18 protein-coding genes and 1 other annotated feature are annotated in these 15,049 nt (G+C 39.4%); of the genes, 9 read left to right on the top strand and 9 right to left on the bottom strand.

Features of this window, described 5'->3' with window-relative positions; all coding sequences use genetic code 11:
• Positions 1-4: 4 nt before the first annotated feature.
• The 4 genes from dltC to FAY30_RS10380 all read left to right on the top strand — a co-directional run bounded on the left by dltC (position 5) and on the right by FAY30_RS10380 (position 2,422).
• On the top strand, positions 5-241 hold the full coding sequence (gene dltC, locus FAY30_RS10395) for a D-alanine--poly(phosphoribitol) ligase subunit 2 (protein WP_149869814.1): 237 nt from the start codon (positions 5-7) through the stop codon (positions 239-241).
• A complete protein-coding gene (gene dltD, locus FAY30_RS10390; RefSeq protein WP_149869813.1) occupies positions 238-1,440 on the top strand; it encodes a D-alanyl-lipoteichoic acid biosynthesis protein DltD in 1,203 nt (400 codons plus the stop codon). The genes dltC and dltD overlap by 4 nt, the downstream gene beginning before the upstream one ends.
• Before the next feature lie 99 nt (positions 1,441-1,539).
• Positions 1,540-2,133 carry a hypothetical protein gene (locus tag FAY30_RS10385; RefSeq protein WP_149869812.1) on the top strand — a complete coding sequence of 198 codons (594 nt, stop codon included), beginning with the start codon at positions 1,540-1,542 and terminating at the stop codon, positions 2,131-2,133.
• 73 nt (positions 2,134-2,206) lie between these two features.
• Positions 2,207-2,422 carry a twin-arginine translocase TatA/TatE family subunit gene (locus FAY30_RS10380; RefSeq protein WP_149869811.1) on the top strand — a complete coding sequence of 72 codons (216 nt, stop codon included), beginning with the start codon at positions 2,207-2,209 and terminating at the stop codon, positions 2,420-2,422.
• 53 nt (positions 2,423-2,475) lie between these two features.
• Here FAY30_RS10380 and FAY30_RS27805 read toward each other — a convergent pair whose 3' ends face one another.
• Complete coding sequence (locus FAY30_RS27805; RefSeq protein WP_263315345.1) at positions 2,476-2,601, bottom strand: hypothetical protein; 126 nt, start codon at positions 2,599-2,601, stop codon at positions 2,476-2,478.
• Between the two features lie 139 nt (positions 2,602-2,740).
• Entirely contained in the window at positions 2,741-3,286 is a 546-nt protein-coding gene (locus FAY30_RS10375; protein WP_149869810.1) for a hypothetical protein, read from the bottom strand.
• A gap of 277 nt (positions 3,287-3,563) precedes the next feature.
• Here FAY30_RS10375 and FAY30_RS10370 point away from each other — a divergent pair, with 277 nt between their 5' ends.
• A complete protein-coding gene (locus FAY30_RS10370; RefSeq protein WP_149869809.1) occupies positions 3,564-4,787 on the top strand; it encodes an NAD(P)/FAD-dependent oxidoreductase in 1,224 nt (407 codons plus the stop codon).
• 159 nt (positions 4,788-4,946) lie between these two features.
• Here FAY30_RS10370 and FAY30_RS10365 read toward each other — a convergent pair whose 3' ends face one another.
• The 5 genes from FAY30_RS10365 to hmpA all read right to left on the bottom strand — a co-directional run bounded on the left by FAY30_RS10365 (position 4,947) and on the right by hmpA (position 9,435).
• Positions 4,947-5,315, bottom strand: a complete 369-nt coding sequence (locus tag FAY30_RS10365) for a VOC family protein (RefSeq protein ID WP_149869808.1) — start codon at positions 5,313-5,315, stop codon at positions 4,947-4,949.
• A 117-nt stretch (positions 5,316-5,432) separates the two neighbouring features.
• The gene (locus FAY30_RS10360; RefSeq protein WP_149869807.1) at positions 5,433-6,413 is read right to left on the bottom strand and encodes an ABC transporter permease; all 981 of its coding nucleotides are present in this window, start codon (positions 6,411-6,413) and stop codon (positions 5,433-5,435) included.
• Positions 6,406-7,320 (bottom strand): ABC transporter ATP-binding protein, encoded by a 915-nt coding sequence (locus FAY30_RS10355; protein WP_149869806.1) that lies wholly within the window; start codon positions 7,318-7,320, stop codon positions 6,406-6,408. Before FAY30_RS10355 ends, FAY30_RS10360 begins: the two co-directional genes overlap by 8 nt.
• 12 nt (positions 7,321-7,332) lie before the next feature.
• Positions 7,333-8,109 carry an SGNH/GDSL hydrolase family protein gene (locus tag FAY30_RS10350; RefSeq protein ID WP_149869805.1) on the bottom strand — a complete coding sequence of 259 codons (777 nt, stop codon included), beginning with the start codon at positions 8,107-8,109 and terminating at the stop codon, positions 7,333-7,335.
• Between the two features lie 111 nt (positions 8,110-8,220).
• On the bottom strand, positions 8,221-9,435 hold the full coding sequence (hmpA, locus tag FAY30_RS10345; RefSeq protein WP_149869804.1) for an NO-inducible flavohemoprotein: 1,215 nt from the start codon (positions 9,433-9,435) through the stop codon (positions 8,221-8,223).
• Between the two features lie 256 nt (positions 9,436-9,691).
• Here hmpA and FAY30_RS10340 point away from each other — a divergent pair, with 256 nt between their 5' ends.
• A complete protein-coding gene (locus FAY30_RS10340) occupies positions 9,692-10,540 on the top strand; it encodes a DegV family protein (RefSeq protein ID WP_190284863.1) in 849 nt (282 codons plus the stop codon).
• Positions 10,541-10,663: 123 nt separating this feature from the next.
• A complete protein-coding gene (locus FAY30_RS10335) occupies positions 10,664-11,251 on the top strand; it encodes a YdcF family protein (RefSeq protein WP_149869802.1) in 588 nt (195 codons plus the stop codon).
• A gap of 37 nt (positions 11,252-11,288) precedes the next feature.
• Here FAY30_RS10335 and FAY30_RS10330 read toward each other — a convergent pair whose 3' ends face one another.
• Complete coding sequence (locus FAY30_RS10330) at positions 11,289-11,852, bottom strand: GNAT family N-acetyltransferase (protein WP_149869801.1); 564 nt, start codon at positions 11,850-11,852, stop codon at positions 11,289-11,291.
• A gap of 128 nt (positions 11,853-11,980) precedes the next feature.
• Entirely contained in the window at positions 11,981-13,411 is a 1,431-nt protein-coding gene (gene proS, locus FAY30_RS10325) for a proline--tRNA ligase (RefSeq protein ID WP_411675479.1), read from the bottom strand.
• A gap of 109 nt (positions 13,412-13,520) precedes the next feature.
• Positions 13,521-13,738 (bottom strand) — a binding site (T-box leader).
• Positions 13,739-13,877: 139 nt separating this feature from the next.
• Here proS and FAY30_RS27800 point away from each other — a divergent pair.
• Positions 13,878-14,012 (top strand): hypothetical protein, encoded by a 135-nt coding sequence (locus FAY30_RS27800; RefSeq protein WP_263315344.1) that lies wholly within the window; start codon positions 13,878-13,880, stop codon positions 14,010-14,012.
• Between the two features lie 134 nt (positions 14,013-14,146).
• A complete protein-coding gene (locus FAY30_RS10320) occupies positions 14,147-15,040 on the top strand; it encodes a cupredoxin domain-containing protein (RefSeq protein ID WP_149869799.1) in 894 nt (297 codons plus the stop codon).
• Positions 15,041-15,049 lie beyond the last annotated feature (9 nt).

Below are 15,049 nucleotides of genomic sequence, written 5' to 3'. Positions count from 1 at the left end.
TCAAATGGATTTCAACCATGAGGTTTTAACATTATTAGCAGAAATTTGCCAGGACGATATCGTTAAGGAAAATCCGGATATTGATTTATTTGATGCCGGTTTATTGGATTCATTTGGGACAGTTGAATTACTCATTCAAATAGAAGAACGTTTCGGCATACTTGTTCCAATTACCGAGTTTGACCGTGATACATGGAATACACCTACTAATATCGCCAATCAATTGGCTGATTTCCAATGAAAAAAGTATTATTCTCACCCATAATCGCAGCCGTTCTCGTTTTGATTATTGTGGTTGCGATTCCAAATCAATGGATTGAGAAAATGATACCCAAATCGAGAATTTCTCAAGCTGCAACAGAACTAAATCCATTTATGTTTCAGGGTAAATATGTCCAGCAAAAAATGCTTGAAGATCATCAATATTTACCGATTTATGGATCTTCAGAACTTGCCAGACTTGACCGTTTCCACCCGTCCAATTATTTCAAAGAGGCTGGGGGAGATTTCACCCCTTTCCTTATCGGTCGCGGAGGAACGGAATCATTAATTCATTTTTTAAATTTTGCTGAGCAAACTGGGCAGCTGAAGGGAAAGAAAATGGTTTTCGTCTTGTCCCCGCAATGGTTTCAGCCAAAAGGAACGGATGAGTCCCATTTTGTTCCTAATTATTCTTCCTTGCAAGGCTATGATTTAGCTTTTAATAAAAACATCGATCCCGCGCTAAAGAAAAAGGCTATTGAACGGTTGTTAAAATTTTCACCCGTTCAAAACGATCCATTTCTATCTGTCATGTATCGAGCGGAGATTACAAATAATCCATGGACCAAAAGAGAGAGTGCATGGATCCGCCCTTTCGCTTTGGCCTATCGTAAATTGTTAATAAAAAAGGACCTTTATTATTCATTGGTCGGCGGTATTCCACATAAGCGGGATCTCAACCCACAGGTGAAGAATAAATCCTGGGATGAATTAGCGGCACAGGCAAATCATCTCGGCGAAAAAAAATCAACGAATAATCACTTTTACGTGATTAATAGCCAATACAATAAAATTCACAAAATGGTTCCTTCGTTAAAAGATAACAAAATTGGTGCATCGTATGGTGAATCTCCTGAATACCAAGATTTCCAACTAGTCCTTAGCCTTTTAAAACAGGCTGGAGCGGAGCCGTTATTTATTTCTGTTCCCGTTAACGGACCATGGTACGACTACACCGGTTTTCCAAAAGTAGGACGCACCGCGTATTATGAACGGATAAAAAAACAAATTGAAACCGAGGGCTTTCAAATTGCCGATTTCTCCCATCATGAATATGACCCTTACTTCATGAAGGATACAATTCATATTGGCTGGAAAGGCTGGGTCTATGCCGATAAAGCAATCCAGGACTTTTATGAAGGGAAAAAAATAGATGTTGAAGTCGTTCGGTCAAACTAGCCTGATCAGCTTCATTCTATTTCAGACTTTTTTAACCCGCTGTTTATACAATTTTAATATAGATAGGGTAAACTACCTTTATATTGAGATCAAAGGTGTGTGATTAACATTAATCAGTCTTCCCAATCAGCTAAAAAATCAAGTTTTTTTGCTAATTTTATTCCTAATCCCAAAGAAAGAAAAACCATTATTTTATTTGCACTAGCAACGGTCATTTTGATCTCGATAGGGATGATTGCCATCTTTATTAATCGCCAGCAATTATTTGCCCAGGATTTCCGACATTACAAAGGGATTTTTAAACAAATCGGTTCCATTTCAAGAATTGGATTTTTTGCTGCTCTAGCGATTTATCCAATCTATCGATTATTGAAATGGAAAAAAATAAAGGAATTCCGTATCCAAGACTTTCAGTTGAAAACAGCATTGCAATTCCTTGCTAAGTTAGCTCGAAAATGGCATGTTCCCGTTGCAATCCTATCTTTCGGTATCGTCACACTGCATGGAATTTTAGCACTTATTAGAGGATTTAAATTTGACTTTACTTATTTAACCGGTATTGCCTCCTCATTAGTTTTGTTATTTCTTATGGGCATGGGTTTAAAGCGGTTTAAAAGGACTGATCATAATTGGCATTTAAAACTTGCAATAGGATTTTTTATTCTATTTATGATCCACGCAACTTTTACTTAATCATAGTAGAATAATGTTATATTTAAAGGTATAATAGACATGATCATTTTATTCGTTTTGGGAGTTGAAAAACATGTTTTCAAATATTGGTGTTCCGGGATTAATTTTAATTCTAATTGTTGCCCTAGTTATTTTTGGCCCTAATAAACTCCCTGAGATCGGACGTGCCGTTGGAAAGTCCATCCGTGAATTTAAAAAAGCAACAGAGGGAATTGCTGAAGACATAAAGGAAGAATTTAAAGAAGATGTTAAAGAAGCAAAACAAGAGAAAGTTAGCTTAAAAAAATAACGCTGAAATGTAAAGCACCCCCTGAAATGATTACAGGGGATGCTTTTTTGTCTTTATCTTCTAGATTTTTCAGCAAATGCTTGAAATTGATTCATTAATTTTTTCCGTGATTTTGAATTGCGCATTAAATAGGCAGCACCCAATCCAATCGTTGTCATCATCAGTTTTTTTCTGTCCATGTAAATCCTCCTCTTAGTCACTATCCTACTTCTACAATATTCCCTCAAGAGGATCACTTTAGCACCCGAAAAAATTACCATAAAAATAAACTGAAAAAGCCAATCCCATTTTGGAATTGACTACTTCAAGTGCTATTTATTACATTTTCAATTTTTCTTTCAACATCTTGTTATGCTCTTTCATTTGAACTAAAAGTTGATTTAGAATTACCGCAGCCTGCTTATCGTCCTTTTTATCTATCGCTATTCTTAAATCATGGAACATTTTCCAATGTCCCATCTTTTTCCCTTCATGGATCTTTGCAATATACTGTTCTTTTGTCAGCTTTCCTTCATCAAATTGCTTTTTAAGCTCTTCCATTTTAGCCATTTTTTCCTTTTTCCACTGCTCTCGTTTGGCCGCATTTTCCGGACTCATCCACTTGTTACGGAGCGTCTTCTTTTCCTCCAGCACTTTCGTCCATTCTCCCTTTTTATCCGGAGTATATTGGTCTACCCATGTCAGGAGTTTTTGCTCTCGCTCCTTCATCATTGACTGCCAGTCTTTATGCATCATATGACGGTGTTCTTCTTCCTGGCAATTGCATGGCTTTTCCTCATGGTCAACTGGCACAGAATCTTTCGCACTTGCAAAACCTGACATGGACAAAACTAATACCAATGTGAAAAATATTTTAAGCTTCATTACGATCCCTTCCATTCTGATTAGATATACATTCAAATTTCAGCACGAAATTATCATGCCCAGAATGTGAAAAAAAATTTACCAAATTGACAAAAATTTAGTTAAAAACCACTTGAGATGTTCGTAAAACTATTGTATTCTAATAATATAAAAGGTATGTGAAATATTTCACATAAAATCATTGTGCAATAGCTCTTATTTTTTTAATCCCTATTGTGAATGATTTCACAAAGAAAGCAGATAATCCTTAATTAAATGAAATTAGGAGTGGGTCAAGATGTCTAAACCAAAAATCGTCATTTTAGGTGCCGGATATGGCGGAATTATCACAAGTAAAACCTTAGAAAAATTGCTAAAATCCGGCGAAGCAGATGTTACATTAATTAATAAACATGAATATCATTACCTTACAACCCAATTGCATAAGACCGGAGTTGGCACCGCAGCAGACCGGCAAATTGCCATGTCTATTCCTGAACTAATCAATCCAAATAAAACCCGTTTCTTAAAAGCTGCAGTATCCTCTGTTGACCTCAATACCCAAGAGGTATATCTTGAAGGCGGAGAAACAGTCAGTTATGACTATTTATTAATCGCACTCGGATTTGAGGTTGAAACCTATGGCATTCCAGGAGTGAAAGAAAATGCCTTTGAGATCCGAAGCTTCAGAAGTACAAAAATTATTTATCACCAAATTATTAAACAATTTAACCTTTATAAAGAAGACCATGATCCTTCCCGTTTAACGTTTGTCGTTGCCGGAGGTGGTTTTACCGGAATTGAAATGCTCGGAGAATTGGCAGATGGCCTGCCAAAACTTTGTAAAGAACACGATATCCCATTTGAAAAGATTAAAATTGTCGGCATTGAAGCCGCACCATCAGTCATACCATTTTTCCCTAAGCAATCAATCCAATATACAAAAGATGTGTTAGAAAAGCGAAACATTGAAGTCCTAACTTCAATAAAAATACTGGAATGTACACCAGAAAAAGTGATACTGGAAAATAATCTGGAGGTACAGACGCGAACATTAATCTGGTCATGCGGTGTAAAAGGAAACACAATTGTTCATAACTGGGGTTTGCCAATTGAAAAAGGCAAGATTCCAGTCGATGCAAATCTTCGCGTTAAAAACATGAAAAATATCTTTAGTATCGGGGATTGTTCTTTATTCATGAAGGACGAAAAGTCTGCCTTACCGCCAACAGCACAAGTAGCACTGCAACAGGCACCCGTTTGTGCGAAAAATATAGTCGCTTCTATACGGGGCGAATCTTTAAAAACATTTGAATATCACCACAAAGGATCCGTGGCATCCATCGGACTTATGGCGGCCGTCGGAAAGGTAGGGAATTTCCGCTTATCCGGATTATTTGGAGCCTTTATGAAACAAGTCATAGAAGCCCGCTATTTGTTTAATCTAGGCGGACCGGCTCTCATTATTAAGCAGCATTTTGGCATAAACCGTGAGCCGTTAAAGATAACAGCTAAGCAATAACCAATGCAAGTTAATCATTCTTATTTTCCGGCGTTAGGGATCCCCTCTCCCTGCCAGCCATTTGATTAGAATAATCCCTAATTATTGTTGCCTTAAATCCCCCCATTTAAGGCGGACAGCCCCATTCCATTTAGTTGGAGGGGCTGTTCACATTTTTATTTAAATCCATTCTATGAATTCCAGACGGTTGCCAAACGGGTCATGGACATGAATTCTGCTTGCACCAGGGAGATTGTCGTCTGCTGTAAAAGGAACTTTCTCATTACTAAGATGCATTTTTAATTCTTCAATATTTTCCACAACAAAAGCAGGATGCGCCTTTTTTGCTGGTGAAAATGGTTCTTCCACTCCAATATGAAGTTGGAATGTCCCAAATTCGAACCAAACCCCGCCCCGCTTCTTTAGTTCCTCAGGTTTCTCTACCTCAATTAACCCCAAAACTCCAGCAAAAAATGTTCTTGCTGCCTCTTCACAGCCATTAGGTGCTGCTAGCTGGACGTGATCGATCTTTTTTATTACAAACGACATAACGATTCCCCCATTTCTTTTTCCACTTTCTCATTATTATTTTATGAAATTTTCAATATTCTATCAAATCTTTATGCAAAAATTTAGCTGTCCCCGCTTTCTAGCAGGGACAGCTTATTAATAAACATCCTTTTTCGTAAAAACAAGAAAGGAGACGAATAGTGCTGCTGCCCACCAAGCCAGTAAAACAAGCATCGAGAAGGTGAGGTTCATTCCCTCAATTGGCGGTGCTGTACCTTTCATATAATCCGTTAATCGTAAATTCACCATAAAAAAATATTTGGCTGATTCCCAAGAGGATACCATATTATTTAAAATCGCACCCGAGATTAAAGCTGCCAGCATTACGCCCATTCCGGCTGCTGTGCTGCGGATTAAAACCGAAAGCATAAACGAAAGCGTGCCGACTACGATTGCGACAAACCAAACCAAGCCAAAATCCATCAACAAAAACTTCCACAGACTCAGCAGTTTGACCTCTGAAGTGTTTAACCCGGTTTCTGTAACATTAAAGCCTGTTAAGATCGGAGCATCCCAGCCTTTATAACCGAAGACTGCCCCCGAAATCAAATAGGACAGGATTCCTGCAATCGCAATAATTAAGGAAATGGCGAAACAAAGGGTAATATACTTACTAAGCAGTACCTTCCACCTTTTCACTGGCCTTGTCAATAAAAGCTTAATTGAGCCCAAACTATGCTCGGAGGAAACTAAATCACTGGCAATCACCATTACCATTAATGGGATAAAGAGATCAACCGAATTTTCTAGGAATATTCTTATAAAAGTTGGTGCACCAGGCTCTGCAGGATTTATATCATGATCCAGGTAATATTGCTGCTGTTGTAAGGAAATTTGCAACTGTTTCTTCCATTCATCAGAAATTCTGCTGCTGCTTAAGCGATTTGTCGTATCAACAATTTGCTGCTGCAATATCGTCCGCCAATCGCTCGTCCCTAATTTTTCACGCTGTGTTTCGACTTGTTTATATTGTGCATATGTAAATAACATCACGAGGACGCCTATAATTATTGCAATCACTACTAACCGCTTTTTGGCAATCAGTTTCATCATTTCATTTTGTATCAGCTTATTCAATGCTGTCACCCCCCGTTAGTTCGAGGAATAAATCTTCCAGCACCGGCATTTTTCGGTTCATTTCTGTGACAGCCGCACCTGCTTCAACCAGCTGTTTATTCCAAACCGGTATTTTCTGTTCATCGAATTCCGTCAGGATGGTACCATCTTCTTTTACTTCAATATTTGTGAAGGCAGATAATACTTGCTTCCCCTTATCAATTGGTGATATCCGCCAAACGACTCTTTCACGATTGGCCAGCAATTGTTCTACGGAATCAACGCGAATAATGGTGCCCTTTGAAATAATGGCTACTCGGTCACAAAGCAATTGAATCTCGCTTAATAAATGGCTCGAGACGAGGACGCTGAGCCCTTCTTTTTCGGCTAGATAGCGAATAAATTGCCGCATTTCTCGAATGCCGGCCGGATCCAAACCATTTGTCGGCTCATCAAGAATCAGCACCTTCGGTTCTCCTAAGAGTGCCTGGGCAATTCCGAGGCGCTGCCGCATCCCAAGTGAATAGGTTTTGACTTTATCATGAATTCTTTCCGTTAACCCGACAAGCTCAACCACCTCTCTAATCCGCTCTTCTCCTTTTGTGTCTAGCATACGGGCAAAATGGAGCAGATTATTATAGCCCGATAGGTAGGGATATAGTTCAGGATTTTCAACGATACAGCCAAGATTGCTTACGGCCTCTTGAAACTGGTTCTCAATGCTATACCCGCAAATCCGGACACTTCCGGATGTTGGTTTAATCAAGCCGACAAGCATCCGAATGGTGGTCGTCTTCCCGGCCCCGTTCGGCCCTAAGAAGCCAAACACTTCTCCTTCATGCAAATCAAACGTTAACCCTTTTATAATTTCTCTTCTCCCGATTACTTTTTTTAAATTATTTACGGATAAAGTGATCTTTTTCTCCATTGTCAACACTCCTTACCAGGTGAGCAATGAGGCTACTCGTTCAGCGATTAAGCGGTACCCTTTTGAATTTGGGTGAAACTTGTCCGAATATAGATAATCGTTTACTTTTAACTCAAACAAATCAAATGTTGGCACAAACACGATTTTTGGAAAGGCAGCACTTACTTCCGCGCTGTCATAATTCCAGTGGCGGACCACTTTGGACATCTCTTTTCCTTGCGTTAATTCAATAAATGGATTGTACAGTCCAATGAAAAAGACATTTGCCTTCGGATTATTTTTACGGATTTCTTCAAAAATAAATTTCAAGTTCTCAAGGTATTTTTTTTCAATCGAGGCAATGTCTTCTGTTGCAAAATCGGCTAACCCTTGTCCGCCTCGGAATAAATCGTTCCCGCCAATTGTGACTAGTACCATATCCGCTTTTTGTATTTGCCGCCCGACTTCTGTCTCCTGCACCTGTTTACGGAGCTGATCGGACCTTTGACCATTGATGCCAAGATTCGTGAGCTGCACCGGCTGTTTTGTTTTTTCCTTTATTTCATCCATTAACACACCGACATAGCCTTTTCCCGTCTCATCCCCGGTGCCTCGCGTTAAGGAATCACCTAATGCCACAATAGTTAATCCATCTTTGTTCTCTGCCTCCTGATTCACAGTCGTTGTCTCAGGAACCTTTTCTGGCTTCCCGGCATAATATTCCCCCACAGCCCATCCAAGCCCGATTAGCCAGAGGAGGCAAAACAATGCTGCTATCAGTGTAATCGACCGTATAACATTTTTATTCACGAAAAACATCCTTTCTGGCCTTTTACTTTATTAAATCATAGTTGTGACACGATTCAAACTCTTAGCAAAAAAAATAAAGCTGGCTTCCGATTTGGAAACCAGCTTCTTCGTTTAGTCTTCTAAACTTCCTTTTGGACCAAAGAATTCAAAGTGAATTCTGTCTTCGTTTACGCCTAATTCTTTTAATGAGCGGTTCATGGCTTTCATAAAAGGAACAGGTCCGCAGAAATAAAAGTCTGCTTCCCCGATTGCGACTTTGTCGTTTAACCAATCACGAGTAATAAAGCCTTCAACATCAAAGCGATTGTTTACGCGATCCTCTTCTGTTGGTGCATCGTAAAAAATATACGATTTCACATGGTCTAATGCTGCTAACTCTTCAACCTCGTCTCTTAGGGCATGAACATTACTATTAGCGGCTGCGTGGACAAACGTTACATTACGTCCAGGCTGCATTTCAACCACCGTTTTTAACATACTCAACATTGGGGTTAACCCAACACCGCCGCTAAGCAGAACAACAGGATTCGTTTTTTCCATATCAAGGACAAAATCACCCGCTGGGGCACTAATATTTAGGATATCCCCTTCATTCACGCCATCATGCAAGAAATTGGATACCATTCCGTCCGGATTTGCCGTTCCGGCTTCGCGCTTCACACTAATCCGGTAGTAATCCTTACCTGGTGAATCCGACAGGCTGTATTGACGAATGTGGGTATATTTTTCTCCCTCTATTTCTAACTTTATACTAATATATTGACCAGGGATGAAACTTGAAATTCCTTTGTGATCCGCCGGTTTTAAGTAGAAAGAAGTAATAACATCACTTTCAACTACTTTCCTGTCAACAATAAAGCTGCGGAATCCGTCCCATCCGCCGTCTTGGTTTGTTGCTTCATCATACATTTCTGCTTCAACACTGATAAACGCATCTGCAATGACATTATAGGCTTCGGCCCAAGCATTGATAATTTCGTCTGTTGCTGCATCCCCTAATACATCCTTAATGGCTAATAAAAGATGCTTTCCGACTATTGGATAATGCTCAGGCTTAATACCGAGACTTCTATGTTTGTGGGCAATTTGTTTCACCACTGGCAGAATCGCTTCAAGATTGTCGATATACATGGCAGCAGCATATACCGTTCCGGCAAGTGCCTTCTGCTGTCTTCCTTGCTTTTGATTGGCATGATTAAAGATATTTAATAGTTCAGGGTGGTTCCCAAACATCAATTGATAGAACCGTGTCGTAATCGTTTCTCCGTGTTTTTCTAATACCGGTACCGTAGATTTTATGATATCAATCGTTTTTTGGTCTAGCAATCTGAACACTCCTTATTTATGTTTTCCCTATATCCATAGTGATTATATGAATTATTTCACTGCGACTAAGTGATTTAAATCACACTTTCAGGCTTTTAAACTTCGTTCATCTGCAGTTTTCACAGAATGTTCACTTTTGAGCATGACAGATGTAACTAGTCATCAAGTGTTCATTTTTGTATTGTTGAGGCTAGATAGGAAATTAAAATTATTTTTTTTTAACCGTTAAGATCACCACTAAAGGAAGATGATTATAATGAACAAGGCAAAAATCGCTTGGATTACAGATACAACAGCCTCTTTGAGCAAGGAGTTTATTGAGAAGCATCATATACACGTTATTCCCCTGCATGTAGTAATCAATGATGAATTTTATAAAGAAACGATTGATATTACCGAACAGGAATTTTATGAACGAATGAAAAATGAAGAAGGGAAATTCCAAACTTCCCAGCCATCAATTAATGATTTCGTTGAGCTTTATAATAAATTAAAGGAAAACTATGACTGTGGGATTGCCATTCATGCGTCTAGTCTATTAACCGGAACCTATCAATCGTCTGTTATGGCAGCAGGTATGGAGGATTTTAAATTGTTTGCGATTGATTCACAAACTGGATCCTATCCCCTCTCTTATTTGATTAAAAAAGGCATAGATTTGGTTGATCAAGGGCTTGATGCACAAGAGGTGGTTAATCAATTAAATGCTTTACGGGATCATACCCGTTTATATCTGGTCCCATCAAATCTGGATCAGCTTCACAAAAGCGGCAGGGTATCCGGCGGTCAAAAAATATTAGCTTCATTATTTAATATCAAACCGATATTATCAATCGAGGATGGCGCAGCGAAAATAAAAGATAAAGTCCGCACCGAAAAAAAGGCATTTGCTTGGCTTGTAAATCAATTAACAGAAGACCTGGCAACAAAAACAGTCCGGAAAGTGGCCGTCGTCCATGCAAATCATTTTGAAAAGGCAGCCCAGCTTGAAAAAATGGTAAACGAGTCCTTTCCACATATTGAAACAGAAAAAATGATGCTCATAACAGTTGCAGGGGTGCATACCGGCGTTGGAACACTTGGGCTTTCATGGGTTTGTGAATAAATAGTCAAAGGGTGCATGAAAATTCCATGCACCTATTTTAATATAAAAATATTAAAAACTGTTATATTATGGTACTATCAATACGTATAGTAATGAGTAATTTATGGATGTGGTTTAATAAACATGCGGAATAAGAAGATGATGAACTCTATTACTGGTATTCTTGTGATTTTTGGATTAGTCTATGCTGGCTTCCTTCAATTTAAAATTAGTCAATATAGCCATGTGGAAGCACCCAATAATGCTGATTATATCATCGTGCTAGGGGCACGAGTAAAAGGTACCGTCCCTTCACTTGCATTTGCCAGCAGGATTAATGCCGCCGCAAAGTATGTAAAAGAAAACGAAAATACAATCGTCATTGCCTCAGGGGGCAAAGGCTCAGGCGAAGATATTTCGGAAGCGGAATGCATTAAAAGGGAACTTGTCAGACAGGGAATCAATGAATCTCGGATTATCCTAGAGGATCGCTCCACGGATACATACGAAAATATTGATTTTTCGAAAAAGCTGATTCCAGGGGATGCTACAAGCGGTCTTGTGGTGACGAATAATTTTCATCTCTACCGGGCCATCTCAATCGCGCGTGACCATGGTTTAGATGTTCAGGGTCTTCCGGCAAAAACTCCATGGAAGGCTGTTTTAAAATCATATACCCGTGAGTATTTGGCGATTACGAAATTCTATTTAAAAAGATATATATTAGATTGATAAACTCGACTTTTACCGGTCGAGTTTTTCATTTGTATCATTTCTGTGTCTTTGCAAAAATACAGGTATCCCGCAGTTCTTTTGTATCTGCGGAAATACTATCACATTTTAATATTCCTTCTAAGCTAAAGCCCAGTTTTTCGGGGATGGCACGGCTTTTTACATTTTTAGAATCGCAGCGGATCTCGACTCTCTTTGCATTCAAATGTGTAAAGGCAAAATGCGTAATCGCCTCCGTTGCTTCAGTGATATAACCATTCCCGCTATGCCGCGTATCTACCCAATAACCGATTTCAAATTTTGGCACGTCCCAATTGATTCGATGCAAACCAGAAGATGCAATAAATTCACCTGTTTCTTTATGAAAAATATGTAACCGTAAGTCCTCACGTGTTAAAAACTTCGCATGGGCTTCCCGCATGTTGGCCTCAACGTCCTCTTCTGTTTGTTCACGATGGGCCCAAGGCATCCAGGGCTTTAATTCATTTAATGAGGCTTTTATTGCTTCATATACTGCTTTACCATCGCCGGGAAAAGGCTTGCGGATTACCAATCTTTCAGTGTAAAACTCTTCTGGAAAATCAATTAGTATAGGTTTCATTTTTGTTCCCTCCATCCGATAGATCATTTACTATTCGCTAGAATCAGGTGAAATTCCTTTATTTTTATTTATTATTAGGCGAAAAAAAGACCCTTCCTTCATGGAAGAGCCTTTCCTTTTCGTATTTTTTAGTACGCTTTTGCCCAATACACCATTTGTTTTGCTTCTTTTCCGCAGCAAACACATGAATCTGACAGCTGTTCTTGTTCAAATGGGATACAGCGGGAGGTTGCTCCTGCGTCCTCTTTGATTTTTTCCTCACATGCCAGGTCACCGCACCACATTGCCTTGATGAATCCTGGTTTTCCTTCAAGTGATTCCTTCATTTCAGGTAGAGTTAAGGCAACTGTTGTTCTTTCTTCCCGATGGTTCAGTGCTTTGTTATATAAATTGGCTTGAATGTCATCAAGCAATTCAACAAGCTTTGTTTCTAACTCATCCATTGGAACAACCACTTTTTCTAACGTATCGCGTCTTACTAACACAACTTGCTTATTTTCAATATCTTTTGGTCCCACTTCAAGACGAACTGGAATGCCCTTCATTTCGTACTCATTGAATTTCCAGCCTGGCTTTTTATCGCTGGCATCAATATCAACACGAGCAACAGCTGAAAGTGACTTTTTCAAATCATAGGCAAAATCTAAAACGCCCTCTTTATGCTGCGCAATTGGCACAATCATCACTTGTGTTGGTGCTGCTTTTGGCGGGATTACAAGGCCCCGATCGTCGCCGTGTACCATAATCAATGCACCGATTATCCTTGTGGTGAAGCCCCATGATGTTTGGTGCACATATTGCAATTTGCCTTCTTTGTCGGTGTACTGGATACCAAATGCTTCAGCAAAGCCTGTGCCGAAATGATGGGAGGTACCAGATTGCAATGCTTTTCCATCATGCATTAAGCTTTCAATCGTGAAAGTCGCTTTTGCACCGGCAAATTTTTCTTTCTCCGTCTTTTGTCCTTTAACAACTGGGATTGCCAAAATGGTTTCACAAAGTTCCGCATACACATTCAGCATTTTAATGGTTTCTTCCATTGCGTCCTCATCGGTCGCATGCGCTGTATGCCCCTCTTGCCATAAAAACTCTAATGTCCGGAGGAATGGACGTGTCGTTTTTTCCCAGCGGACAACATTAGCCCATTGGTTATATAACTTTGGTAAATCTCTATGAGAATGAATGATTTTACTATAATGTTCGCAAAAAAGGACTTCTGATGTTGGCCGGACAACTAAACGTTCCGCTAATGGTTCGGAGCCGCCATGGGTAACCCAAGCCACTTCAGGTGCAAACCCTTCGACATGATCCTTCTCTTTTTGGAGCAGACTTTCAGGTATAAACAGCGGCATATAGACATTTTCATGACCTGTTTCCTTAATACGGCGGTCTAATTCATTCTTAATATTATCCCAGAGTGCGTAGCCATACGGACGGATAATCATCGAACCGCGAACGCTTGAATAGTCAATTAAGTCTGCTTTCGTGACAACATCTGTATACCATTGGGCGAAATCCTCGTCCATACTGGTAACATCTTTTACAAATTCCTTTGCCATTTTTGACACCTCATTAATAAATTAATTTAAGACTTTGAGAATTGTCCAGCTCCAGCGACCAGCGGCTAGTGGACTTCGCTTTTCTCCATACAAAAAGGCCCTGATCCTGAAAAGGGACCAAGGCCTGGCGGTACCACCCTAAATTCATAAAGCAAAGTGCTTTATACTCTTTCCATGATAACGGAGTTTATCCGCATGTATCTTCAACAACGATCCGATACAGAACTCGGCGGCAGGTTCAAATGACTGTCTTAAGAAACCTCGCACCATTGGTTTCCTCTCTTTGTAAGACTGCTTCACTCTACTGGTCCACGTCAATGTTTCAATAGTATTTTTCAAAATTATATCTGTCCCGCTCACAAATGTCAATTCTATAGTGGAATATTTTTCTTACCATGTGTAGTTCCGCTTTAAACTATTTTGCAAATGAGTTAAAATTCAATTATGAACTAATAGGGGTGATTGCGTGAAAAAGAATGATAAAGATGATCTGGATTTAGAGGAGGAAGAAAAGGATTTATTACTTGAATATATTCGTATGCAAAATGAAGCCCTAAAGCGAATTTACAAAATGACCATAGATAAAGATAAAGAAAAATAAATCCCCCCCACAACCCCTTTCCATTAAGTAATTTTCATAAAACGTTCATACCCCAATCGCTTCCCTGTTGTCATTTGGATTTATAATACTCTTATGTTGTTTATTTCAAACACACACATAAGAGGAGACTGAACATGACGATTTTTTCGATTATTTCCGCTGTTTTTGTTGCCATTGGCACCAGCTATTCTATTTATCTTGTTTACCGCCATAAAAACAAATTGAATAACACCCCTGGAATGATGATTAGCATGGTCATTGCGGTCATAACAGGCTTGCTTTCCGGCAGTATGATCGGAATTACCTCCGGTGAGACGTTTCTTGTCGTTGGCGTCAGCATGATTATTGGTTTCGTCGTCGGCTTTTTAGCCGGGCACCCTGTTGGATTATTAGCCATCCTGATGGGATCGATTGCAGGCTTAATGGGCGGCATTAATGGTGCCATTCTCGGTGTTTTCCTGCAATTCATCAATCCAACGATTTTGCTTGGTATTTTATTAGGTTTTTATATTGTTATCATTGGATTTGTCATTGTCTATATCCAAGTTGCCACTAACAGCAAATTTTCAATCAATACTGGGGAGCTTTCCCCGTTTGCGATTATCGGTGGCGGTATTGTCCTTATTTCCTTATTTTTGTTTATGTACAGCAGTGATATAGTGAAAATACCGGGGAAAAATGAACCTGCGGAAACACAGGCCGCACAAGAGTCGAGCAGTCAGACGGGATCGACAACGGAAGTGGATGTTACCAGTGCAAGCAAACCAAAAGTAAAGATGCTCGTCACGGAAAAAGGTTACTCTCCTAACGTTATTCGCGTAAAAAAAGGAGTACCGGTGGAATTTGAAATTGAAAATCCGCTTGAAAATAATAGTTGTTTATCTACCTTTATGATTCCAGATTTCAATATTAATAATGTGAACCTGAAGTTCGGCACAACAAACCTATCATTCACCCCGGGCAAAACCGGAGAATACACCTTTAGCTGCGGCATGAAGATGTTTAAAGGAACGATTATAGTCGAGTAAATAAAACGT

It is taken from the genome of Bacillus sp. S3, assembly GCF_005154805.1.
Classification (GTDB): domain Bacteria; phylum Bacillota; class Bacilli; order Bacillales; family Cytobacillaceae; genus Neobacillus.
The sequence above is the reverse complement of the archived record's forward strand: the minus strand, read 5'-3'. Positions and strand labels throughout refer to the sequence as shown.